Source organism: Bacillus sp. 1NLA3E (genome assembly GCF_000242895.2).
GTDB lineage: Bacteria > Bacillota > Bacilli > Bacillales > Cytobacillaceae > Bacillus_BU.
This window is the reverse complement of sequence record NC_021171.1, coordinates 2,092,213-2,113,562: the sequence shown is the minus strand read 5'-3', so window position 1 is coordinate 2,113,562 and position 21,350 is coordinate 2,092,213. Positions and strand designations below refer to the sequence as shown.

The 21,350-nt window shown below is 36.3% G+C and carries 23 protein-coding genes; 6 read left to right on the top strand and 17 right to left on the bottom strand.

The genetic code is table 11. From position 1 onward, the window contains the following. Nucleotides 1-9: 9 nt before the first annotated feature. The 11 genes from B1NLA3E_RS10150 to B1NLA3E_RS10100 all read right to left on the bottom strand — a co-directional run bounded on the left by B1NLA3E_RS10150 (nucleotide 10) and on the right by B1NLA3E_RS10100 (nucleotide 10,571). Nucleotides 10-1,284 carry an IS110 family transposase gene (locus B1NLA3E_RS10150; RefSeq protein WP_015593749.1) on the bottom strand — a complete coding sequence of 425 codons (1,275 nt, stop codon included), beginning with the start codon at nucleotides 1,282-1,284 and terminating at the stop codon, nucleotides 10-12. Nucleotides 1,285-1,617: 333 nt separating this feature from the next. Then, a complete protein-coding gene (locus tag B1NLA3E_RS10145) occupies nucleotides 1,618-2,571 on the bottom strand; it encodes an ATP-grasp domain-containing protein (RefSeq protein ID WP_015593748.1) in 954 nt (317 codons plus the stop codon). A 32-nt stretch (nucleotides 2,572-2,603) separates the two neighbouring features. Then, nucleotides 2,604-3,653 carry an LLM class flavin-dependent oxidoreductase gene (locus tag B1NLA3E_RS10140; RefSeq protein ID WP_041580448.1) on the bottom strand — a complete coding sequence of 350 codons (1,050 nt, stop codon included), beginning with the start codon at nucleotides 3,651-3,653 and terminating at the stop codon, nucleotides 2,604-2,606. A 36-nt stretch (nucleotides 3,654-3,689) separates the two neighbouring features. Continuing rightward, nucleotides 3,690-4,469 (bottom strand): ABC transporter permease, encoded by a 780-nt coding sequence (locus tag B1NLA3E_RS10135; protein ID WP_015593746.1) that lies wholly within the window; start codon nucleotides 4,467-4,469, stop codon nucleotides 3,690-3,692. Then, the gene (locus B1NLA3E_RS10130) at nucleotides 4,453-5,310 is read right to left on the bottom strand and encodes an ABC transporter ATP-binding protein (RefSeq protein ID WP_083935077.1); all 858 of its coding nucleotides are present in this window, start codon (nucleotides 5,308-5,310) and stop codon (nucleotides 4,453-4,455) included. The genes B1NLA3E_RS10135 and B1NLA3E_RS10130 overlap by 17 nt, the downstream gene beginning before the upstream one ends. 111 nt (nucleotides 5,311-5,421) lie before the next feature. Then, entirely contained in the window at nucleotides 5,422-6,447 is a 1,026-nt protein-coding gene (locus B1NLA3E_RS10125) for an ABC transporter substrate-binding protein (protein ID WP_144061457.1), read from the bottom strand. Nucleotides 6,448-6,508: 61 nt separating this feature from the next. Then, on the bottom strand, nucleotides 6,509-6,889 hold the full coding sequence (locus B1NLA3E_RS10120; RefSeq protein WP_041580447.1) for a hypothetical protein: 381 nt from the start codon (nucleotides 6,887-6,889) through the stop codon (nucleotides 6,509-6,511). 479 nt (nucleotides 6,890-7,368) lie between these two features. Then, a complete protein-coding gene (locus B1NLA3E_RS10115) occupies nucleotides 7,369-7,830 on the bottom strand; it encodes a hypothetical protein (protein WP_041580446.1) in 462 nt (153 codons plus the stop codon). Nucleotides 7,831-8,417: 587 nt separating this feature from the next. After that, complete coding sequence (locus B1NLA3E_RS10110) at nucleotides 8,418-8,948, bottom strand: cupin domain-containing protein (protein WP_015593741.1); 531 nt, start codon at nucleotides 8,946-8,948, stop codon at nucleotides 8,418-8,420. Nucleotides 8,949-9,158: 210 nt separating this feature from the next. After that, nucleotides 9,159-9,647: a DUF6803 family protein gene (locus B1NLA3E_RS10105; RefSeq protein WP_015593740.1), complete on the bottom strand. Its 489-nt coding sequence runs from the start codon at nucleotides 9,645-9,647 to the stop codon at nucleotides 9,159-9,161. A 480-nt stretch (nucleotides 9,648-10,127) separates the two neighbouring features. Then, a complete protein-coding gene (locus tag B1NLA3E_RS10100; protein WP_015593739.1) occupies nucleotides 10,128-10,571 on the bottom strand; it encodes a cell wall hydrolase in 444 nt (147 codons plus the stop codon). Nucleotides 10,572-10,908: 337 nt separating this feature from the next. Between B1NLA3E_RS10100 and B1NLA3E_RS10095 the strand changes: the two genes are divergently transcribed. Then, entirely contained in the window at nucleotides 10,909-11,325 is a 417-nt protein-coding gene (locus B1NLA3E_RS10095; RefSeq protein ID WP_015593738.1) for a VOC family protein, read from the top strand. A gap of 220 nt (nucleotides 11,326-11,545) precedes the next feature. After that, the gene (locus tag B1NLA3E_RS10090) at nucleotides 11,546-11,986 is read left to right on the top strand and encodes a YaiI/YqxD family protein (RefSeq protein WP_015593737.1); all 441 of its coding nucleotides are present in this window, start codon (nucleotides 11,546-11,548) and stop codon (nucleotides 11,984-11,986) included. Between the two features lie 328 nt (nucleotides 11,987-12,314). Here the strand turns inward: B1NLA3E_RS10090 and B1NLA3E_RS10085 are convergent, their stop codons facing one another. Then, entirely contained in the window at nucleotides 12,315-12,680 is a 366-nt protein-coding gene (locus B1NLA3E_RS10085) for a hypothetical protein (protein ID WP_015593736.1), read from the bottom strand. Between the two features lie 331 nt (nucleotides 12,681-13,011). On the opposite strand from B1NLA3E_RS10085, the gene B1NLA3E_RS10080 reads away from it, so the two are divergent. After that, nucleotides 13,012-13,608: a hypothetical protein gene (locus B1NLA3E_RS10080; protein WP_015593735.1), complete on the top strand. Its 597-nt coding sequence runs from the start codon at nucleotides 13,012-13,014 to the stop codon at nucleotides 13,606-13,608. 263 nt (nucleotides 13,609-13,871) lie between these two features. Here the strand turns inward: B1NLA3E_RS10080 and B1NLA3E_RS10075 are convergent, their stop codons facing one another. Beyond that, nucleotides 13,872-14,861 (bottom strand): hypothetical protein, encoded by a 990-nt coding sequence (locus tag B1NLA3E_RS10075; RefSeq protein WP_015593734.1) that lies wholly within the window; start codon nucleotides 14,859-14,861, stop codon nucleotides 13,872-13,874. A 382-nt stretch (nucleotides 14,862-15,243) separates the two neighbouring features. Between B1NLA3E_RS10075 and B1NLA3E_RS10070 the strand changes: the two genes are divergently transcribed. Both B1NLA3E_RS10070 and B1NLA3E_RS10065 read left to right on the top strand, forming a co-directional pair. Next, nucleotides 15,244-15,519 (top strand): hypothetical protein, encoded by a 276-nt coding sequence (locus B1NLA3E_RS10070; RefSeq protein WP_041580445.1) that lies wholly within the window; start codon nucleotides 15,244-15,246, stop codon nucleotides 15,517-15,519. A gap of 75 nt (nucleotides 15,520-15,594) precedes the next feature. Next, a complete protein-coding gene (locus tag B1NLA3E_RS10065; RefSeq protein ID WP_015593733.1) occupies nucleotides 15,595-16,086 on the top strand; it encodes a hypothetical protein in 492 nt (163 codons plus the stop codon). A 175-nt stretch (nucleotides 16,087-16,261) separates the two neighbouring features. Here B1NLA3E_RS10065 and B1NLA3E_RS10060 read toward each other — a convergent pair whose 3' ends face one another. The 4 genes from B1NLA3E_RS10060 to ltrA form a co-directional block, all read right to left on the bottom strand. Next, entirely contained in the window at nucleotides 16,262-16,714 is a 453-nt protein-coding gene (locus tag B1NLA3E_RS10060; protein WP_015593732.1) for a hypothetical protein, read from the bottom strand. 219 nt (nucleotides 16,715-16,933) lie between these two features. Next, complete coding sequence (locus tag B1NLA3E_RS10055; protein ID WP_015593731.1) at nucleotides 16,934-17,437, bottom strand: hypothetical protein; 504 nt, start codon at nucleotides 17,435-17,437, stop codon at nucleotides 16,934-16,936. Beyond that, complete coding sequence (locus B1NLA3E_RS10050) at nucleotides 17,434-17,907, bottom strand: hypothetical protein (protein WP_015593730.1); 474 nt, start codon at nucleotides 17,905-17,907, stop codon at nucleotides 17,434-17,436. Before B1NLA3E_RS10050 ends, B1NLA3E_RS10055 begins: the two co-directional genes overlap by 4 nt. A gap of 867 nt (nucleotides 17,908-18,774) precedes the next feature. Then, on the bottom strand, nucleotides 18,775-19,965 hold the full coding sequence (gene ltrA, locus B1NLA3E_RS10045; RefSeq protein ID WP_236619659.1) for a group II intron reverse transcriptase/maturase: 1,191 nt from the start codon (nucleotides 19,963-19,965) through the stop codon (nucleotides 18,775-18,777). A 1,097-nt stretch (nucleotides 19,966-21,062) separates the two neighbouring features. On the opposite strand from ltrA, the gene B1NLA3E_RS10040 reads away from it, so the two are divergent. Continuing rightward, the gene (locus B1NLA3E_RS10040) at nucleotides 21,063-21,311 is read left to right on the top strand and encodes a hypothetical protein (protein ID WP_015593728.1); all 249 of its coding nucleotides are present in this window, start codon (nucleotides 21,063-21,065) and stop codon (nucleotides 21,309-21,311) included. Nucleotides 21,312-21,350: the final 39 nt, after the last annotated feature.

The following is a 21,350-nucleotide window of genomic DNA, read 5'->3' as shown; positions in this document are numbered from 1 at the left end:
CTATCGTAACTATGCTGCCAACACAATAATGTGGTTAACTTTTTCAGGACAGTAGAACTCATTTCGGCGAGCGATGCCCACAAAAATCCTCGCAAGTTTCCCAATCAATTTCATGATTGACTTCATTTTCTTCATCTTTTTTACTTTTACATTATAGGAGTGTATTGCTTTAAATTCCGGATTATTCACTACAAGACTCATTGTAGCTAAATATAGGAAACGTCGTAGTCTAGACCTTCCTCGCTTAGAGATGACAATTTGACCTTTCCACTTCCCTGAACTTGCTTCAGCTAAGTGTAATCCAGCATGGCGAAGCAAAGAATTCCCATGAGAAAAACCACTTAAATCTCCTGCCTCACCTAAAATACCTGCCAATGAAATTACACTAATGCCTTTAATGGCAAGTAATTTATAAGCGAAAGGGATCTTTAATAGAGCATCAGTAACTTGTTCCTCCACTCTTTCGAGTTGTTTTAAAGCTAAATCATATTCCTCTAATAATTGTTCCAAATGAAATTTATAAGCATCAAGTGCTTGCTTTGTTCCAACTGATTTTCCAGCTACCTGAATGAGTAATAGTGCCTTTTTTAAACCAGGTTGTCTCTTCATGATTGATTTCCAACCCATTATTACTTCCTCGGGCTCCATAGTTCCTAATTCTACAGGGGATGGGAATAGACGAAGGGTTGCAATTGCCCCTTTAGCGGTAATATCTTTAAACACCTGTCGGAGTTCGGGAAATACAATATCTACCCACCGATTTAATTGGTTAGTAGAACTTACGAGACGCTTAACAACTACATCACGATTAGACATAAGAACCCTAAGTTTTTCAAATGACTCAGATGTAGGCCTAACCTCAGAGTAGTAACCGTTTTTCACCATATCAGCTATAACCAAAGCATCTTTTTTATCACTTTTAGATTGAGTATTATCACGATTTTCTTTATTTCTTTTTACTAAATAGGGATTTACCGTTACCACTTCAATATTATGCTTAAAAAGCCATTTTGAAAGATTAATCCAATAGTGTCCAGTAGGTTCCATCCCAACAATAGATTCATCTAAATTGTTTATTCTTTGAAGATTATTAATCCATTTTAATAAACTAGAAAATCCTTCTTCATTATTAGTAAATGTAAGTGGATCACCAACTACAATTCCGCGGAAATTAACAGCTCGGGCTACATGTAATTGTTGAGCAATATCTATCCCAACAACAAGATGTTTAACGGAAATTCTTTCTATTAGTTGATTTTGTTTGTTTTGCATTTTAAACTTCAAAGTAGGGTTCCTCCTTAAGGTTGAGTTTGAGTGGTGTCTTACTCATATCTTACTGAGGAGCCCTATTTTTTTCAAACTCGAAAAATAACGTTCTACAGGAATGCTAGAATGTTGATTTCCGTTCCAGGCGCTTCGCTTTCCGCGGGGTGGGCGGTGAGCCTCCTCGGCGCTAAAGCGCCTGCGGGGTCTCACCTGTCCCACTGCTCCCGCAGGAGTCTTCGCGCCTTCCACTCCAATCAACATAGAGCAAAAAAACAACATTGTGCTTTAACACAGCCTATTTTTTAAAAAAATCGTTTAAAAATTTCGCCTCAGCCTATTTTCTAAAGTCCGTTATTTTACAGCTACAGCTTGTTGTTTGGCAAATTCAGCTCCTAAAAACTTCGCCAATTCTAACATTCCAAATTTTCCAGCTGCTTTTTCAGCATCACTATTGTAATTGGTGTTCGTATTAATATCGTACGTGTAAATGTCACCAGCGCTGTTTTTAATAAACTCTATTCCGGCAACCGCTATATGATTGGCTTTTAAGAATGCTTCATATTGCGCAATGATGGGCTTATTCAATCCTTCAATGATTTGAAACTTAGGTTTTTCCTCGACTTGCTCACCAACTGGACAAAAAAGGTCACCAATATTGCAGGCATCCGCCGGGCATAGCTCAAATCCTCCCGATGTATCAACTTGAACAGCATAGAAAAACTTCCCACCAATAAACTCGCATCGGGTAATAGATTGTTCAGGAGATTTTATATATTCCTGAATTAATGTAATTCCGTCAACGGGCTCATCAAAGGTTGGTCCGTTTACATACTGTTTTAACGCTTCAACTGAATGGAATAATTGCACCCCTAATCCTTTACCAGCACGATTATGTTTAGTAATAAAAGATTCAGCACCTAATTCCTCAGCTGCTTTAATAATTTGTTCCTTCCCAACAGCAGCGATGGTTTTTGGCGTTTTAATCCCTGCTTTTGTAAGTGCCGTATATTGCTTCACCTTACTAAGCTCCAAACTTAACGCAGTACTACCATTAAATACCACCCGTTCATGTTGCTCTAACCAGGCAAAGACATTATCCGCCAATTCCGGTGCAAAACGGTGACCGCGAGTATGGGAAGACGCGCTCATTCGACTGTAAAAAATCCCTTCAGGAGGTTGTTCAGACAAATCAACCAAACCTTCATTTAAATGCCATTCTTCAAAGGGTAAATCTAATTCTGATAATCTTTTCGTTAAATGCACGGTCCACTCATTATTCTCATGTATGATATAAATCTTGCTCATTATCCATTCTCCTCTGCTTGCATGGTTATGCTCTACGCATATACCTTTTTACTTTTAGCTTCAACTAACGGTTTCACTTGAGTCGCAAAACGTTCCATTTCCTCTAAATGCGGAGAAAATTGTAAAATAAATAAATCGAGTCCAGCATTTTCATATTCTAAAATTTTATCAGCAATTTGTTCCGGTGTTCCAACGAGATTTGGACGAAGACCACGATTGGATACCGAATAATCCTGTAGAGCTAAATCAATTTCAAGTTGGGATTTATTTTTAAAATCATCATAGCCTGCATAACCACTTGTCGCTTTCACATCGGTAATGCGCGCCAGTTCAGCTTGTGCCTCTTCCTCTGTATCTCGGCAAATGACATAGGCAGCCATACCGAATCTACTAAAGGGCTCTTTACCTGCTTCAGCTTTTAACGCTTGCATTTCGGCTATTTTTTTAGCGATTTCTTCAACCGTACCGCCATGCATGACATAGGCATCACATTTATCAACAATGGCCTCTTTCCCGCGTGTACTTTCACCACCCGCATAAAGAATCGGATGAGGTCGTTGAACAGGCTTTGGATAAAGCTGTGCATTTTCTATATGATAATATTGTCCATCATATGAAAATGTATCTTCAGTCCATAGACCTTTTAACACATCAATATATTCTTCTACTCGATCATAACGATCATCGTGAGCCGTGAACTGCCCGGCATATTGACGAGCTTCCTCTTCCCACCACGCTGACACAAGGTTTAAATTAAAACGGCCATTACTGATATGGTCAATGTTAGCCGCTGCCTTGGCAATTACTGCCGGGTTATGAAATCCAGGTCGGATTGCTGTAAGGATTTCAATTTTTTCCGTTACCGCTGCTAATGCAGCAGCTGTTGACCAGGCATCTAACACATCCGCTTCTGGACCTTTAATATCATTTAAATACAGTTCAGGGACTAGCGTCATATCATAGCCCAACTTTTCCGCAGCTTGAGCCACTTCTTTTACATATTCAAATGTTGCAGGCATGTTCTCATCCTCAACATTTCGTAACCACCCTCCAAAGATTGGTGACCAATAACCAAATTTCATCATCATTCCTCTTTTCAATTTTTTTAAAATGAATCCTTATTCCGTGTACAATCCTTTTTTCCATCGAGTAAATCTAGACTCAATTAAGGCTAATAAATAATTTAAGCCTAACCCTAAGAAAGCCAGTAAGATGATTCCGGCGTACATATGGGGAATTTGGAATATTTCTTGTGAATTTAGAATGTAAAATCCCAGGCCGGACGAAGCACCAATCATTTCTGCTGCAACTAAAGCAGTAATGCAATAAGCTCCTCCAAGTCGGATCCCTGTGAAAATACTTGGTGCAGCTGCTGGGATAATGACTTTTCTAAAAATAAATCCTTGTCCCGCTCCCATCGACTTTGCTGAATCAATTAGTAGCTTATCAACATGCTTCACACCACTCACGGTATTGATTAGAATCGGGAAAAAAGCTGCCCAAAAAATAATCCCTGTCTTCGATGCTTCACCTATTCCTAAAAACAAAATGAACACCGGAAAAAGGGCAAACGCCGATATTTGGCGAAATAATTGCAATAAAGGATCAATAAATGCTTCAAATTTCTTAAACCACCCCACCACTAGACCCAGTGCAACTCCGGCAATAATAGCAAGAACCAAACCTGATAATGAACGCTGTAAACTGGCAATCAGATGCCCCCAGAGTTCTGCAGATACGATTAAATCTTTAATGGCTACAATGACAGCCGTTGGCGGACTCAAAAATGAACGGCTTACCATACCAGATCGAGGGAGTATTTCCCAAACAACAAGAAATAATAGAATCGCTGCACTTCTATACCAAACTTGATAAAAGATGTTAGACCACTTTTTCATTCAATACCTTCCCTTTCACTAGTTTGTTAACAGTCTCTGATTGGGGAATATCTTGCTCCTGAGCATGTTGCACCTCATCCTTTAAAACATCCCAGGCTTGTTGACGGAATTTTACAAATTCTCTAGAGTTGCGAATGTCAAATGATCGAGGTCTTGCTAATGGAATATCAATAATTTCCTTCACTTTACCTGGCCTGGCCGTCATAACCGCCACTCGATCCGATAAATAAACCGCTTCATCTATACTGTGAGTAATAAAAATAATCGTCTTATTACTAGATTCCCAAATTCTCAATAATTCCGTTTGGAGCACTTCACGTGTTTGCGCATCTAGTGCTCCAAACGGTTCATCCATCAATAAGACATCCGGATTATAAGCGAGTGAACGTGCAATCGCTACCCTTTGCTTCATTCCCCCTGATAATTCATGTGGGTAACGATTCGCAAATGCTTGAAGTCCTACAAGATTGATATATTCTAAAGCAATTTCTTTTCGTTCTTTCTTTTTTATTCCCCTTATTTCTAACCCTGTCTCTACATTTTCCAACACCGTTCTCCACGGGAACAAGGCATAGCCCTGAAATACGACACTATGCTTTTGATTAATGCCATTTACTTCTTGCCCATCAACTGTTAAATTCCCACTAGATTTAGAAGCCAAACCAGCCAAAATACTTAGAAAAGTTGATTTACCACAACCACTTGGTCCAAGAATAGAGATGAATTCACCTTCTTTTATTTCAAGATTAAAATCATCTAAAACAACCAAACTACTTTTTTTCCCAGAGTCATTACGGACTTTGAACTCTTTTTTCACGTTGACTGCACTAATTTTTGCCAAATGATTTCCCTCCTGTTCATCAATAAAATTTTTCTCAAGTGAAGTGGTCCAATCCAAACCCCAGATTCATTCCATTTGTTATTGGAACGAATCTAGGCGCTTGCGCTTTTCTTATTTACTTGCCGTTTCTTGTTTTACTTTTGGATTGTATTCATTTGTGTACACATCTTTTGCTTTCACTGAGCCTTTTTTAATTTTTCCTTCTTTTTCTAAAATATCAATATAGTATTGTACTGGAGCTTCAGTAATCACTTGGTCTTTTACGAAAGCATAGCTTTCAACTTTATTAACATCCATACCCAGCCTTTTCCCAATCAGTTTACGAGCTTCTTCTGGATTTTCATTTACCCAGTTACCTGCTTTAGAAATGGCTGCTACAAAATCTTTTACTGCTTCTGGATGTTCTTTCGCGAATTTACCATTAACTGTATATGGAGACATACCGCCTAAACCATGATCTAAGTCATAATCAGTCCATAAACGCTTAAGCTCAGGATTTTTTTCTGCTCCTCCTGAGTGTGGCGGGTGAATAATGGCTAAATCAACGCCACCACTAACCACTGCTTGTTCATTTTGATCATCTGGAACAACGACCCATTTAATCGAATCCACATTGACGCCCTGCTTCTTTAACCATTTCTTCGTAACAAATTCTGAGCACGCTCCAAAACTGTTGATTCCAATCGTTTTACCTTCTAAATCCTTCGCTTCCTTAATTCCTGAATCTTTTCGAACAAAATATTTCATATGTGGTGCCTTTTTTAATGTTTCTCCACCTGCTGCAACAACCTCCATATCTGCACCACTAGCAATCGCAGAAATAACAAGGGGAACCATTCTTGTACCAAAATCAATATCCCCTGTACCAACTAGAGGGATGATTTGTGGTGAAGCGATCTTCCCAACGTATTTTGGTCGTGTATTTGTTTTTTCAAAATAACCTAATTCATCTGCTAAATAAACTAAATCGAATACTGGATTATCTGGATAATTAAAATAAACAATTTTTTCTTTTGAACCTTTTTCTTCTTTTTTTGTTTCCTCTTTACTTGCTTGATCAGACGAGCAAGCTGTCAGCAACAAAGCAACCATTAGCATCATAGCAAGCCCTATTTTTGAAAATTTCCCCTTATTCATTCCAAAATCCCCTTTTTTATTACTTTTCTTTTTTTTCGACAGATATTGGTGGTTTGACCTTTTACTTAACATCAAAAGAGAGCGTAGGCATCTCGTGGAACCACTCATAATACACATGAGCTACCAATTGTTGTTGCCCGGGTGAAGAGAACATTGTCTTGATTATGTACTTGCCATCTCCTACATACTCAGAATTCCCTTTATCTACCTGTACTCCATTTTTTACAATCTCAAAATCTACTATTGTGTCATTGCTAATGTCAAGATTGTCAAACTTCAAATCAACTGTGACTTCTACTGGTTCATTCACCTTTAGCTCTTTTTTGTTACGATCAATCGTCACCAATAATTCCCCGAGCTCCGGATCGGTTTGTTCTACATCAACTGAACAATATTCAATGCGTTTTGAATCGGTTTGTTGTTCATTTCCTGAACAACCCACTAATAATAGTAGAAATCCTGCAATGATTGCTCTAATGAAAATACCAAGCTTTTTCGTTCAAAATAGATTTGTTTTTAAGCATCAGCACTTTTCAAAATGCTTGATTGCCTACGCTCACATCTTCTCCCTCCTTCTTGTTGAGTAATCATGCTTAAAAAATAAAAAAGCCATAAATCCAAATCATTGAAATGATTTGGATTTATGGCCTCTGGTAATCCAGTCAGCGTATTTATATTCTTTAAACTTATTAATTCCTATCTGTTTAGTCATATTAACAACATTTCACATTTCTGTCAATATTATTTCCAAAAACCTAGTTTCTACTAATAATATTTCAATGGAGGCATGGCCCAAAAAGGACCAGGTGCCTTCCGTATTCGGATAGTATCTGGTCCTTTCCACTTTAAATTGTATACTTAGGTTCAATCTAATTTTTATTCAAATAAGTCTGTTGATAAACTAATATTCTGATTATCCATTCACCCTTCTATTTGTTTCCACCAATTATCGATAAGCCCGTGCCAGTTATAGAAAAGCGTGCTTCTGGGCGCCAAAGAGATTCGACCAAAATCGGTGTCATTAAGGACTTCTGATCCGAACACATGTATAGCATCATGAAGGGATGAAGTTAAGAGGTACCGTCCTAGCTCATCAGCCGATTTAAAGGAAGCCAGGTTTCTGGTTATTCGATTTTCAGCATCTTGAAGCCTTCTGCTCCATCTCGGATGCCTTTTTATTTCCAAAGGAATGGAAGACCAAGGCTCTACTAATCTAGGATTCTGTCCTTGTGCTTCATACCACTTCAAGGATCTTTTTAAAAAATCACGATGAAATTCAAGGAATTCTAATCCATCCCCTGAACGTTCCCCCATCCCCATATTCGAATGCCATGAAGCATGTTCTCTTAGTAAACGTTGTGGAAAGTTTGGAATTGAAGCCATACAAAACTCCTTTTTTCCTACACCATATGAAAGATTGGTTGGCTTTGCTTGTATGTTTGTCTCTTCTTCAGAGTTCCTTTAAGTTAGTTAATTTTTTTGCTATTTTTACAATAACAAAAAGTGCAATCCAGTTTCTTTTTCGTAAGCTTCGAACATTAGATTAAAAAAAGCCTGTTCTTTGGCCCACATAATATGCCAATGAACAGACTACGTTTACATAAAATTCAATTGTTATTTTTCAAAATAACACCGTTACAAGGAAGGATGCAACTATTTCAGTTCTGTTACAAAAACCAATTTAACACAATCATTGGTTATTCATCTTCTGAATATGACTCCGTTGTTGCATCCCTGCATTCCCAACATTCAACCCGGTTTCTCTCCATAATCGCTAATTCCATCCCACAAGAAATACAGAAATCCATAAAAACTCCCCTTTCAAGTGAAAATTTTATTATAAATTTATATGATATGTTATGCCCAAACATTCCATTGGTGTTTATATAAACATACTAAAAGCAATAAGGCCCTACTTCTCTTTGAAGTAAAGCCCCTGTTCGTAAAAGAAGGTATTAATTAGAATTCGATTATTCCGCGGCTATAGCCTGTGCTTTAGTTAAGTGAACCGTACCAGATGGATGTTGTGGAGGAGCATATATAGAATATAGTTTTAATGGCGTATTACCTGTATTGGTTACATTATGCCAGGTGCCAGCAGGTATCATAATGGCAAAATCATCATAAGCTATGTGAACAAAGTTTAAATGATCTTTTCTCCTGCCCATTTGTACAACCCCTTGACCTTGTTCAATCCGTAAGAATTGGTCAACGTTAGGATGAATTTCTAAACCGATGTCTTCACCAACATTAATACTCATCAATGTAACTTGCAAATGATCTCCTGTCCACAAAGCTGTACGGTAGGTATTGTTATGCTTCGCAGCCTCATTAATGTTGACCACAAATGGTTTCCGCCCATAATCTTTTACCTTATTTCTTGCGTCATCATAAATATTCCAGTATTCAGGCTGTCTTATATAATTATTATACATTTTGACATCAGCACAATAAACATTAGGTTGATATGGGTATGGATACACCCAAGTGGTATAGTACATTTTATTCAATCCCTTCACAGATTTATACAAATTATCGTATGCACTTTTTTATGGGAATGTACTTATGTACAGGGCGAAATCGAAAAACAGCAACCCACAATTAATCTGTCTTAATTACTTTATTATCTGCATTCTGAAACCGTATAAAAGTCGAAAAAAAAAACACTGATAAAACGCCTTTTGGCCATTTATCAGTGTTTTTAGATAATCTTACATCCCTTTCATTTCCGTCATATTTGATATAATTGACGGATCCACCATTCCAGTAATCATAGCAACGTGTGCGAGTACTAAAAACAAGCCAACAAAAAATACATGAACCTTTAATCTTTCTTCTACTGATTTGCTTCTATAAATAATATTTAAATCCAAAAGAGCCATCCCTAATAATGGAATTATTCCTGATAAGTAAAATCCAACCGCCACTACATCAATCCAACCATGCCATTCTCCTTTTGATGTAATAGGAATAACAGCGTTAATAAATAAATATATAAAAATACCAGTAAAATAAATGCCAACAAATATAGAAGTGATTTTGTTTACCAATCTTAATTTTCCATTTAGGTTTCTAGTAAATAAAATTGCTAATTCCGTTACAGCGATTGTTTCAGCACAGATAACCGGAATTGCCATGAAAATCAGTAGATTCCAGGGCTGATTATCGGCTAATAAGCTCATATAATGTGTCATGTTCATCTTATTTCCTCCCACAAATTAATAACATTTTACCTTTCTAACTACAAATCTCACTCGATAAACCCTATTATGTATTCGTGATTAATATTTGCCCCCTCATTTGCCCGTCATGCAAAAAACGTCATCAACAGGCATATTATTAATAGTGAGGCTATTCCGTAATATCTCTCCTTAAATTTTAATATTACGGAAGAGCATTCGAGCAATTCATTATAATAAATTAATATGTAGTTCATATGAAGATGGATACGAATAAGTATAAAATCCGTCGTATGAGCAAATAAAAAAACAGAAGCTGCCTGAATGACAACCTCTGTAATATTTAATGTTATATCTATATGTATACATCATCCACAATCCAATGTCTTCAAAACAAATTCTACTATAGATTGCTTTAGCGTCGGGATTATCATGGAATTTGCTGATCGACCACATTAAATTTACCCATTTGCTGACTGACCTCTTGAAAAAAGAGTTTGCTTAACCTCCGCTATAAACACTATCACATGTTCCAGCTTTTGGTTCATAATAACAATGATTTTTAAATTGACCAGATGCAGGTTGACCGTACCATGAAGGAGGGCATGGAGCATATGGATTAAAATACCAAAGGGCATATTTTCCTGGGTGTTGCCTCCAATAATCCAAATTCTGTTTTGCTATTCTTTTTTCAGCACTTCTCGCTCTTTGATAAAATACATTACCTTTTTGAACAGCTTCAAAAGAATAATTTCCTCCTTGCACTTGAAAAATGACTTGTCGAACCGTTCTTAAATTTTTAAAATCTAAACAATTTGCTTTAAGTCGATTAACAATTACATTTCCAACATATAACATTCCTTGTTTTCCTTCACCTTCGGCTTCTGCTCTCATCATCCTTGCCATTAAGTCAATGTCTGAACTTCGGTAATTTACTCTCGGCATTTTTTCACCCCAAAAATAATGTATGAAAAAAAGCCTACAATGATGTCAGTATTTATAAAATAAGAATACTTAGTCTTTAAATTTTACAGTTTTTATGTGACATATTGAATTTATGACCATTAGGACCTTATTTCCCTTTGTGTATTGGTGGAAACAAATTTATTACGTTGGTTTGTGAGTAGCTCCTCTTTAACCAACCTGCACTTTCAAACTGTACATAAGGGCAAGTTAGTTGATTATTGATTTTATTTCTTAATAAGAGGAAAGATTATAATAGGCGTTGAATTTATAGAGATGCAAGTGCGCATTTCATCTCATGATCAGGAGGTTGTTAAGTATGTCGAGAGATTTATGGTTGAACCTGCCAGTACGCGAACCGGAACGGGCGAAGGAGTTTTATACGCAACTTGGTTTTCGGTTAAATGAGCAATATGCGAGCCAAGATGGCTCATTCAGCCTGATCATCGGTGACAATAAGGTTGTTTTGATGATCTTCCCGGAATCAACTTTCCTCGGTTTTATGGGGAATGCTGCTGCGAATTCGTGGCAAGGTACTGAAGTGTTATTCTCTCTTGGGGCCAACTCCATGGATGAAGTTGATGAGTTCGCCTTGAAAGCCGTAAATGCAGGAGGCTCTTTATTCAGCAAGCCGGGAGAACGGGGCGGTTGGATGTACGGCTGCGGTTTTGCCGATCCAGATGGCCATCGGTGGAACGTTTTGTATATGGATATGAGCAAGTTGCCAAAAGGCTGAACGCCCGACATTCGCGGTGTTTAACACCAATATAAAATAAAGTTACTTAACTAACGTTGGCGATGCTTGAAGCACATGGTATCGCTTTTTCTTTTGCAAATAATGGTTCATTTTTGTTTATCATATATTTATTAAAAATAAAACTCTGCTCCGTTTGACAAAAGTATAATCTGCTATTATTATCACAATCAAATCGAACTTATTTACGGGAGAGATAGAAATGAAAATTTATGTTGATGCAGATGCTTGTCCGGTAAAAGATATTATTATCTCTGAAGGTACGAATGCGGAGATTCCGGTTATCCTTGTTACTAGCTTTTCTCATTTTTCTAATGCGGAACTACCATCAGGGGTGGAAATCATTTATGTTGATTCTGGAGCAGATGCTGCGGATTATCGGATTATGAAGTTAGTAGAAAAAGGAGATATCATAGTTACGCAAGATTATGGTCTTGCTTCGCTAGGTTTACCAAAAGGATGTACGGTTCTTCACCATAAAGGGTTTAGCTATACAAATGAAAACATTGACCAATTATTACAAACACGTTATTTTAGTGCAATGGCTCGAAAAAGCGGAAAGCGTACAAAGGGGCCAAAACCATTTACATCAGAAGATAGGGAGCAATTTAGGGAGCTTTTTAAAAGAGTGATTTCACGGTAAAAATGACCGTTCACTTTTGAGTGGAAACCTAGAATGATTACTGCCATTAGAATTTACCACTTCTGCCTCTTTTGCACCAGTTCGATAAGTAATTTGCCACGCTTTGCCAACTTCTTACCAATAAAAGACTCCTGTAATTCACTATTTGTATTGTAGAGGTAGCGTCAGGAAAATGAGGATATAAACTGTTTGAAAATTAAAATATAAAAAGCCTGATTTCTCGTTGTAAGTGAGAAATTAGGCTTTAGTTACTTCATATATGCGTCGTTTAATTGAATACCTTAGATTCTATTTCAAATATATATGCTACCCGTTACTTGAAGAAGGATTATGATTTGTTCTTATCACTGAAAAGGGAAATCCACCCATCTTCCGTATAGAGTTCTCCTGCTAAACCGTCACTAATTTCTTTTATACTTATGTGTTCGCTATCTCCGTTTGCAACATTTATATCAATCAACTCATTTTGTTCAAATGTCCATAATAAGTGATGTAAGGTAGTATCAACAATTTTAGGAACTAAATCATTAAACAATTCACTTTGGCCACTTGAAGATATTAGTTTATGTAATCTTTGGCTTTCAGGGCTTTTCAACTCGCCCTGCGTAGTCTTTTCCCAATGTTCAATAGCTTCGTCACGGACTTTCTTCATCAGTATTTCGCCAAATACATCAAGCAACTCTTTATCTCTCATCAATACTTCCCCCTCAAGTATTTAAATCTCATCACATTTTATCAATTATTCCTTCTTCAACTAAACTGCCCCCTGTTACTTTAAGTGTAGAATTTCAAATTTCTTCTAAACTTTTACCTTGATATCAAGGAGTTGTTCCCAATCTGGCCCCTAACAAAAATATGCGCATCTCTTTTTTCAGATTTGCACCCGTTTGTTTAAGTGTATTTCTTCACAATTTATACAGGAAGTTATTTGTTTAGGAACGCAGCCCTTACTTTGTAAGCACATCAACAGAGGTCCTAAAAACAGTGTGGTAAAATAGTTTTAAAACCCATTGACGGAGGATGCTATGATTTGGTTATTGTTGCTTGTTTTTGTTTTTGCTTTAGTAATGGGATATCTCCAGGTTCCGATTTGGTTCATGTACTGCGTATTGGCAGTCATGATTATTTTCTTTTTAATCCGAAACCCGCTTGTGTTTGGAAAAGATCCCGAAAAGATGATGGCGTACCTAAAAAAAGCAAAAGCGCCGCATTTGCAATTCCTATACCATTTTCTTAATGGGGATCTATCGGCGGCGGAACATGGGATTGGGAAGATTCGCTCGAAAAAAGCGAAACAAGGCTCCGAACTGATGCTCTTAATGGAACGGAAAGAATACGGAAAAGCAAAAGATCTCCTTGCGAAAATGAGTGGACATAAGACAAAGTGGTACGCTTTGTCGGATATCGCGATTCAGGAAGAGGACTCCGATTCATTCAAACAATATAAAGAAAAGATTAATGACACGTTCCTTTTAAACATGTTGGAAGTCGATCAAGACGTATTTGATGGGAAAAAGGAAGAGGCGGTTGCGCTGCTCGAAAACATGATTCCTAAGTTAAGAGGTTATAAATTACTGATAGCAGTCAAAGTACGGAACCAAATACTTGAAGGAAAAGTCTGAAAGTCCGAAAGCATTCGTTTTGGGACTTTCATTTTATAATTGTGATATTGCAAATACGCATTATCACAATTATATCTCAACGCTTGATGTTCCGTCTGCCTTCATACATTAACTTGCCATTTAACTTATCAGAGAAGAAAAAGGGACTGCTGAAACAGTCTATATTTGTTCAATTCTAGCGCCCGATAGCTGAATACGGTTATTGAAGTAACCTGACCGTTACTTTAAGTACAGTTCTTCACAAATTACATCGTTTAACGATCTTATTCAAATATTTCTTTTTTGTTCTCCATTATTCTAGAAATTTTCATTTTGACACGAGGAACATCATCTTTTTGATAATAGTCATTTAATACTTTATCAACATCACCTTTGTCCGCTTCAAGTATCTTAGGAGAAAATTGCTCAACATAAATGTCACCATGACCTTTAACACAGTTCGCCATTGTATCCAGTGCAATTAAACTTAAAGGTCTTCCTTTGTTTAGCCAAGATTTCATTCTTTCCCAGGTTGGGAAGCATACGGCTACCAGCCTACCCCAATTATCGTTAAAAATTGTGCAAGTTGACTCAATCCAATCAAGTATATTGCTTGAACGGAAACGGTATAGGCAGGTAAATGCGGCTACTGGTAATTCTTTTTCACTTACCAATTTCAATTTCTCGAATATATTATTTAATCCCTCTTCGGCTGGCAAACTACTGGCTGTTGCCCAAGAAATTGGGTAAAGAAATTCCTCATCATAATTCTCCCAAAGTTCCCTTACCCATCCCGAAGCAGAAGTACCTAAAACATCAGCTACGATTTCCAACATTCTTGATTTTACTTCGTAATTTTCGGTTCTATAAAACCTAGATTTTACTAAACTCAAAGTCTTTTGGTTATCGTGCTTTTTAAGGGCATTTATTACATCAGCCTCAAGAAACCATCTGGTTATTGAAAAATCCAATAAAGACTCCATATCATTTCGAACGTTTCGTAATGTTGGTGCTTTGTCTTTTTTAGTTACAACTACATCCTCTTCTGGTTGGCAAGCCTCTCCGTCTTCTTCATAAAAATCATCGTGTAATAAAAATTTATTAGGGGAGTGTACAACAGCGAGGTTGTACCATTCGATAGGTCTTAATGAACGTTTTAATAGCCTTTCGTGGCATTGATAACATAATTTATAAGGCTGATTTGGGTCATCAGGCGTTTCTACCACATTAATTTCATTTATTTTACAGGCTTCACACAATTCAGATATCGGCATTAAAAATTAGCACCTCATATTCATTCTCTTGACCTATTCTATTCCCATTAACTTTTTTCCTTTATTTCAATAACCTGTATTGTTAGTTTGAGTGAAAGTTTTCACAAAACCACGATACCATTTTCTATATAAACGGTTTTATTCCGTAATTTGGCCCTAAAATGTAAATAAGCGCTGTTCCTTGTTAAAGATTAGCGCCCGATTGCTGAATATTGAAAGTGGGAAAGGGATGAAAAAATGACTTCTCAGTAATTTTACTAAAGCCCCCGGTGATTAAGTGTATTACTTCACAATGTATAATTTTGGACAGTCCAGTTGAAGAATCCTTTTACTTCTTTTTAACATATAGTGTTTAGGAACTAACTTAAAGGAGTGAAAACACATGGGGTTTTACCAGCCCGAGGGAACAATGGCACCACAATTCCCTCCCCCGCCTTTCGTACCACCAAAACCTTCTGTATCGTATATCATTGACTGTGTATATCAAAACACTTATGTATGGCTTAGAAATGGGGACCAATTCTGGTTTTACCCAACTCGCGTAGAATCTGGCGAAGTATCTGGATATAGATGGAATGGTGCTTTCTGGCAATTCTATGGAATTGATCCAAGATTTATAGATGCTGTTGCCTGCCCTCCAATCCCTACATTATACTAAAATCCTAAAAAAGCCATATCTCGAGCTGTCTCAAAATAAAAGATTGCCCCTATCTTTTAATTTTGGAGGTATTGTATGACAAATTTTTATTCATTCCATGGAACTGTCACGGTGATTAGTGATTTTTTTACAGGGCAAAATGGTGAAAGAGAAGGTTGTTATAAATTATTTACAATAGAAAATGAATTAGGTTCAATAGTAAATTTCGTGGTTTCACCCTCAACTTACTTCGTTGACCATGAAATGGTCATAGTAGGAGATCGCGTGACAGGATATTATGATGGAGATTTACCTGCTATTCTTATTTACCCTCCACAATATCAAGCGCTTGTCATGGTAAAAGATAACCCAAATCAGAATGTAAAAGTTGATTATTTTAATAACCAATTGGTGAGTAGCGATGGACAATTACAATTAAATTTATCTCCCTATACCCAAATATTATTAACAAATGGTCAACTCTTTTCAAGATATCCAGCGAACCGAGATTTGATTGTTTTCTATGGACCTACCGCAAGAGGTATCCCTGCTCAAACCACACCCTATCGTATAATCGTTTTATGTTGAGCGCATTATTATTTCAACCAGTAATAAAAATAGGTATTTAAAACTCGTTCAGTTTTTGGCGAGTTTTTTATTATATTTTGTTTTTTCCGTAACCCAATAAAATTAATATTCCTTTTTCAACTAAATGGCCCGATGAGCCAATAAAGGACGTAATCTTATTCCTGATATGCGCCCTTTAGTTTAATAACCAAGGTATATTTAACTGGAATTCTAATTGAATCACAGGTGGTTGCAAATCTTCTTCATCTGGGGTCATTGCAAGTTCATCAGTAAAGGCTATTTGAATACCGCTTACGGTTTCGAAATTTGGCATTGAATCATCTTCTGTATTTATCCAAAAATCAGGTCCGCTTATTATTTTTCCTACAATAAAATAGAAACCACCGTAAATATGAGAACCATCTTCGTTCTCTTTGTATTCATTAACTTCACCTTGTTTATGTGGATCTACGCCAAGAGAATGAAATAAATCCTTTACTTCTTGTGGAAATGTATCACACGCTAAAACGTAATTTTGTTCAAAAACAGAGTTCCAATTTTGTGTTATTGGTGGTTGCCTATCATAAAATGCTTTTGTATTTGCAACATCTACTTCAATAGTCCAAGAACCAATTTTTAATTGCTCCATATTAACCTCCTTTTATATTTAGACTGTTATTCTATCGAGAGTTTGTTCTTCAGCTAAACTTCCCTTTTACTTCAATAAGAAAAATGCGTATCCCACTTATTGTTGAAACGCGCCCGATTATGGAAGATCTTATTGAAGATAAGCACCCGGTTGTTTAAGTGTGATTTTTTACAATCTTAGAGATAAAAATCAAGGCTCCCTTTGTTGAGGAGTTTTTCATTAGGTAGGTTGGATTCGGACCTTCTCCCTCTTCTTTATCCATTCATAGTAAAGACCCGTTGTGGTTTGAACCACTAAGAATACCGCTACAGAATAGGGGAGCTTGTACCCATTTTGGTATTGTGTTACTCCCATCCATGTAGATACCTTTTCCATAAAAAGTCCGACTATCATCCACCCAATAACATAAAAAACAAAGCTTTTTTTGTTAATGTTAAACCTTTCAAAAAAATAAACAAAAAAATAACCAAACGTAGCAAATAAAAAATAGGATAGGACATCTGATAATTCATACCGATTTGAATCATTTACTTTATAAAAATCAAGTAAACCTCCACCAATTGTAAAATCAAATAAAGTTGAGCTGGCAAATCCCCATACTAGAAATAAAAGTGTAATATTAGGTGGAAGCTTTTTTGGCAGAAGAAATAATGCAGAATAAGCTATTACTAACATCACTATGATATAAATTTCATTTTTATCGAAATGTTCCCAGGGTATCATGAATATTCCACCACATTTTTATTTACTTTTTTAAATAATCTATAGGAATAATAAGCGATTAGTTGAAGAATTAAATAATATATTCCATCGTAGAACAAATTCCATTTTATGTAGTTAGTGAGATTAAAGTAGGTGGAGAGAACACTCAAACCTAGCATAACCATTAAACTTGTAAAGATGATTAAAACTTTCTTGGTAAAAGTTTTACTTTTCAAAAGAATATTTAATTGCACTAACAACAATAGCGGCAATATTATACTTCTGTTAAATATATATGCCGTGTAATTGATACTACTTTTTGTTAGATTAATCATCTTCATCTCTTCTGTGCTAATCCAAGAAACATTTATAATGACAATAAGTGAAATTAAGAAAATCAAAGTATTTTCCACAATGCTCAATTCCTTACGTATCATAAAAAATGTTCCAATAATAAGCCAAGCAAGAAAGAAAAAAATCGCAAATCCCATTCGAACCCTCCTTATTTCATTTTGTTTTTATTATTGGCTTTTTTTAAAATTAAATTCCGATTCAAGTAAAAAGTGAAACCGAAAAATATAGTAGGAATGGGCGTGGGAAAATAAAAAGCCGCCAAATGGGCGCTGGAACTTAAGCAACGCACATTGTTTAATAAGAATCAGTTGAAACACACTTTCCTCCTCTTAGTGTTAAGGTACTGATTCTTTCTATTCCTAAAATAATTGCTTTGCACGCATGATTAATGTTTGAGTAGATTCAAGTGATAATGATAATTGATGAGCATTTTCATTGCTCCACACTTCATAAACAAAAACAGAATTTGATTCATCATCAGATATATTTACATGATATATCTCTCATTCATCCAAATTCCCCATCCATTCTGCCACCTCCAACAGAATATCTACTTATGTGTCACGTTCGCCTTCTTTTATTTTAAACTTATTATACAATCCAAATTTGCTCATATTTGTCCTCCTTCATTATCGAATTAATATTCCTGGTAAATATTCTGAATCACAATTGGTTTTTAAAGTTATTTTTTTAATAATTTCCTTCTTTCACTATTCTGATCGTTACTTTAAGTGTAGAATTTCACAATTTCTTCTAAACTTTTACCTTAATATCAAGGAGTTGTTTCCAATCTTAACCCTAACAAAAATATGCGCATCTCTTGTTTCAGATTTGCGCCCTATAATGGAATAACTAAAATATGGCTTCTGCCCTAAAATCACTTTCGTTCCTCTTTAACTAGTCGAGTAGAAGGGAGCCTTTCTACCTTGCGGTAAATCGTACTCCACCCCTCTCACAGAACCGTGCTTGCACTATTAATGCACACGGCTCCTCCTAGTTATCATTTACAGAATGTAGCTAATCTCTTTTCTTAAATTATATATATTCACTTTAATTCTTGGTAATGGAAGTGGATACTTTTTAAGAAATAGACTGAATTTATCCCATGTAAAGGATTTCCTTTGACTTCTTCTATTGAGCCATTTGAACAATAACTTTTCGATTTTGTCTTTAAAGTTGTAAACAATTTGGGTATTATCAGTGATGCAATAATAGTTGTAATATCCTATTAGTGAGCGTTTAAATCTATCCATAATCATATGAATATCTTTACTCCTATTACTCTTCAGCCATTCTTTCGTTTCTTTTAGTTTACCTTGGACTTTCTTCCTGCTTGTTTTCCGTTTTACTCGAAATTTCCCTTGTTTACTTTTACCGCAATAGTGTGTAAACCCAAGGAAATCAAAAGTTGCTGGTTTACTTCTTCCCTGTTGATTTGCATTCTGCTCCGCAAACCGCCCGAAAGGTATAATTTTGGTTTTATCCTCAGCTATTTCTAGATTGAATTTCTTTAATCTCAACTTCAATGAATGGAAGAATTGCTGGGCTTCACTCTTATATTGAAAACAACAAACAAAATCATCTGCATATCTCACTATGTATGCTTGTCCTTTGCACTGTTTCCTTACCCTTTTCTCAAACCATAAGTCGAGGACATAATGGAGGTATACATTGGCTAATATCGGAGATATTACTCCACCTTGCGGTGTGCCACTGCCTGTTTTATATTTCTTACCTTCCTCCATGTATCCACCTTTAAGAAACCTACCAATTATCCTTAGTAGGTTAGGGTCAGCGATTCGCAGTTTTAAGAACTCCATCATCCATGTGTGGTCAACGTTGTCGAAGAAACCTTTGATATCTACATCTACTACATAATTTACTGCCCTTTTTTCAATATAATAGTTCAGTATTTTCAACGCATCATGGCAGTTGCGATTTGGGCGGAATCCAAAGGAACAATCTAGAAAATCATTTTCATAGATGGTATTTAGTATCTTTGTAGTGCCTTTTTGAACAATTTTATCTTCATGCTCTGGTATTCCCAATGGTCTTTTCTTGTTTGAATTGAGTTTTGGAATATACATTCTCCTTACTGGAACAGGACGATAACTTTTGCTTTTGAGCCTACTTACTAATTCCTCTATGTTTTCTTCTAAACTCTCACCGTATTGCTCTTTGGTTGTACCATTAATCCCAGCTGCCTTCTTATTGGGTAGTTCAAGATGACATTGAACTAATGTTTCTTATTTAATAGATGTGCAAGAGATGTAAATTTCATTTTAGGATCAGATTTTGCTAATTCTGCTATCCTTAGTAGTTTTGTTTCCATTTATTATACCTACCTCTGTGTGTAGTAAATGTGTCCCTAGTATGGGTGATAACTGGTAGCTAGCCTTTCCTCCATCGGCATTACCCAACTTCATTGGTACTACGCTGCTATCCGACTCCCTACACGGCATTTGGTATCCTTGCTTATTATCGCTTGTAAACCATACTCTTCTAAAAAAAGAAAAGACCGGTAGGGTCTCCCGAGTTGCCGTATCATATCAATGTATAACGTGCCAAGGTCTCTGACTCCAGAGAGGTTTTACCCTTCTTGCCTTTAACGAAAGATAAAATGTAGCTTTCTGCTGTGCGTAACGCATCAGCCCTCTCGGTTTACTAACATTATGGAGCTCAATCCCTTCAACCATTTGGCTTTCGGCCCGCTACCTAACTGTCTACGCTTAAAGACTAAAGTTACCTTTAGCCCTCCAAGACTCGCTACGAGCGAATGGCTAGTTCTTACTCGACGGGAATCCCACCCGCTATATGATACGACCTAGGCTCGGCCGCACACGCACCCCGTTACTTTAAGTACATTCTTTCACAATCTAGTGTACGGAGTAAACATTCTGAAGTTCTGTTTACTCGCACTAAAAAAAGGTCGTCAAAAGACTAACGGGTTCCGTTACCTATCTCAAACATTAAAAATGTAAAGTAAAATGAGTGCCTAATTGTTTATGAATTTGTCACTCATTTTTTTATGATGTGAAGCGATTTGTGCGGAGATTACACTAAAATTTGTATAGGAAAATGCATACCAAATTGTAAGGGTACACTGGTTGTTGTACCCCTACAAATTAACCTACATTTTGATATACAAATCGTCTTATTAAAAATGATTAGACTGAATGTTAAGTCTAAATATAATTGGATATTTATGTTAAAATGAAATAAGGTTTGTGAAAAAATGTAATTAAGCTAACTGGCAGGATTATGAAATATAATATCTTTGGGAGAGGTTAAATTGAGAAAGTACCTAGGTTGGGTATCTATCGGAATTATAGGGGTTACTTTTATATTACTTTTCCTTATGAGAGGAAAGGTTAGTGGGTTTGTAGGAACCAACGTCTTAATTACTGGTGCAATTCTAGCTTTGCTGACTGCCTTATTGAGTGAAAAAGGGAAACCCAAGACAACTTCAATTACAATATTAGGAATACTTGTAGGTGGATTTATAATATATGTTATAGGTTTGATGTACGGAGGACTATAAGCCCCTTATTCGAGTAAAAGGGGGCGTTAGTTTAACAAA

Excerpts from the sequence above, each read along its gene's own strand:
- B1NLA3E_RS10145 (WP_015593748.1), bottom strand. The coding sequence starts at position 2,571 with ATGAGCAAGATTTATATCATACATGAGAATAATGAGTGGACCGTGCAT.
- B1NLA3E_RS10140 (WP_041580448.1), bottom strand. The coding sequence starts at position 3,653 with ATGAAATTTGGTTATTGGTCACCAATCTTTGGAGGGTGGTTACGAAAT.
- B1NLA3E_RS10135 (WP_015593746.1), bottom strand. The coding sequence starts at position 4,469 with ATGAAAAAGTGGTCTAACATCTTTTATCAAGTTTGGTATAGAAGTGCA.
- B1NLA3E_RS10125 (WP_144061457.1), bottom strand. The coding sequence starts at position 6,447 with ATGAATAAGGGGAAATTTTCAAAAATAGGGCTTGCTATGATGCTAATG.
- B1NLA3E_RS10115 (WP_041580446.1), bottom strand. The coding sequence starts at position 7,830 with ATGGCTTCAATTCCAAACTTTCCACAACGTTTACTAAGAGAACATGCT.
- B1NLA3E_RS10110 (WP_015593741.1), bottom strand. The coding sequence starts at position 8,948 with ATGTACTATACCACTTGGGTGTATCCATACCCATATCAACCTAATGTT.
- B1NLA3E_RS10105 (WP_015593740.1), bottom strand. The coding sequence starts at position 9,647 with ATGAACATGACACATTATATGAGCTTATTAGCCGATAATCAGCCCTGG.
- B1NLA3E_RS10100 (WP_015593739.1), bottom strand. The coding sequence starts at position 10,571 with ATGCCGAGAGTAAATTACCGAAGTTCAGACATTGACTTAATGGCAAGG.
- B1NLA3E_RS10095 (WP_015593738.1), top strand. The coding sequence starts at position 10,909 with ATGTCGAGAGATTTATGGTTGAACCTGCCAGTACGCGAACCGGAACGG.
- B1NLA3E_RS10090 (WP_015593737.1), top strand. The coding sequence starts at position 11,546 with ATGAAAATTTATGTTGATGCAGATGCTTGTCCGGTAAAAGATATTATT.
- B1NLA3E_RS10085 (WP_015593736.1), bottom strand. The coding sequence starts at position 12,680 with ATGAGAGATAAAGAGTTGCTTGATGTATTTGGCGAAATACTGATGAAG.
- B1NLA3E_RS10080 (WP_015593735.1), top strand. The coding sequence starts at position 13,012 with ATGATTTGGTTATTGTTGCTTGTTTTTGTTTTTGCTTTAGTAATGGGA.
- B1NLA3E_RS10075 (WP_015593734.1), bottom strand. The coding sequence starts at position 14,861 with ATGCCGATATCTGAATTGTGTGAAGCCTGTAAAATAAATGAAATTAAT.
- B1NLA3E_RS10070 (WP_041580445.1), top strand. The coding sequence starts at position 15,244 with ATGGGGTTTTACCAGCCCGAGGGAACAATGGCACCACAATTCCCTCCC.
- B1NLA3E_RS10065 (WP_015593733.1), top strand. The coding sequence starts at position 15,595 with ATGACAAATTTTTATTCATTCCATGGAACTGTCACGGTGATTAGTGAT.
- B1NLA3E_RS10060 (WP_015593732.1), bottom strand. The coding sequence starts at position 16,714 with ATGGAGCAATTAAAAATTGGTTCTTGGACTATTGAAGTAGATGTTGCA.
- B1NLA3E_RS10055 (WP_015593731.1), bottom strand. The coding sequence starts at position 17,437 with ATGATACCCTGGGAACATTTCGATAAAAATGAAATTTATATCATAGTG.
- B1NLA3E_RS10050 (WP_015593730.1), bottom strand. The coding sequence starts at position 17,907 with ATGGGATTTGCGATTTTTTTCTTTCTTGCTTGGCTTATTATTGGAACA.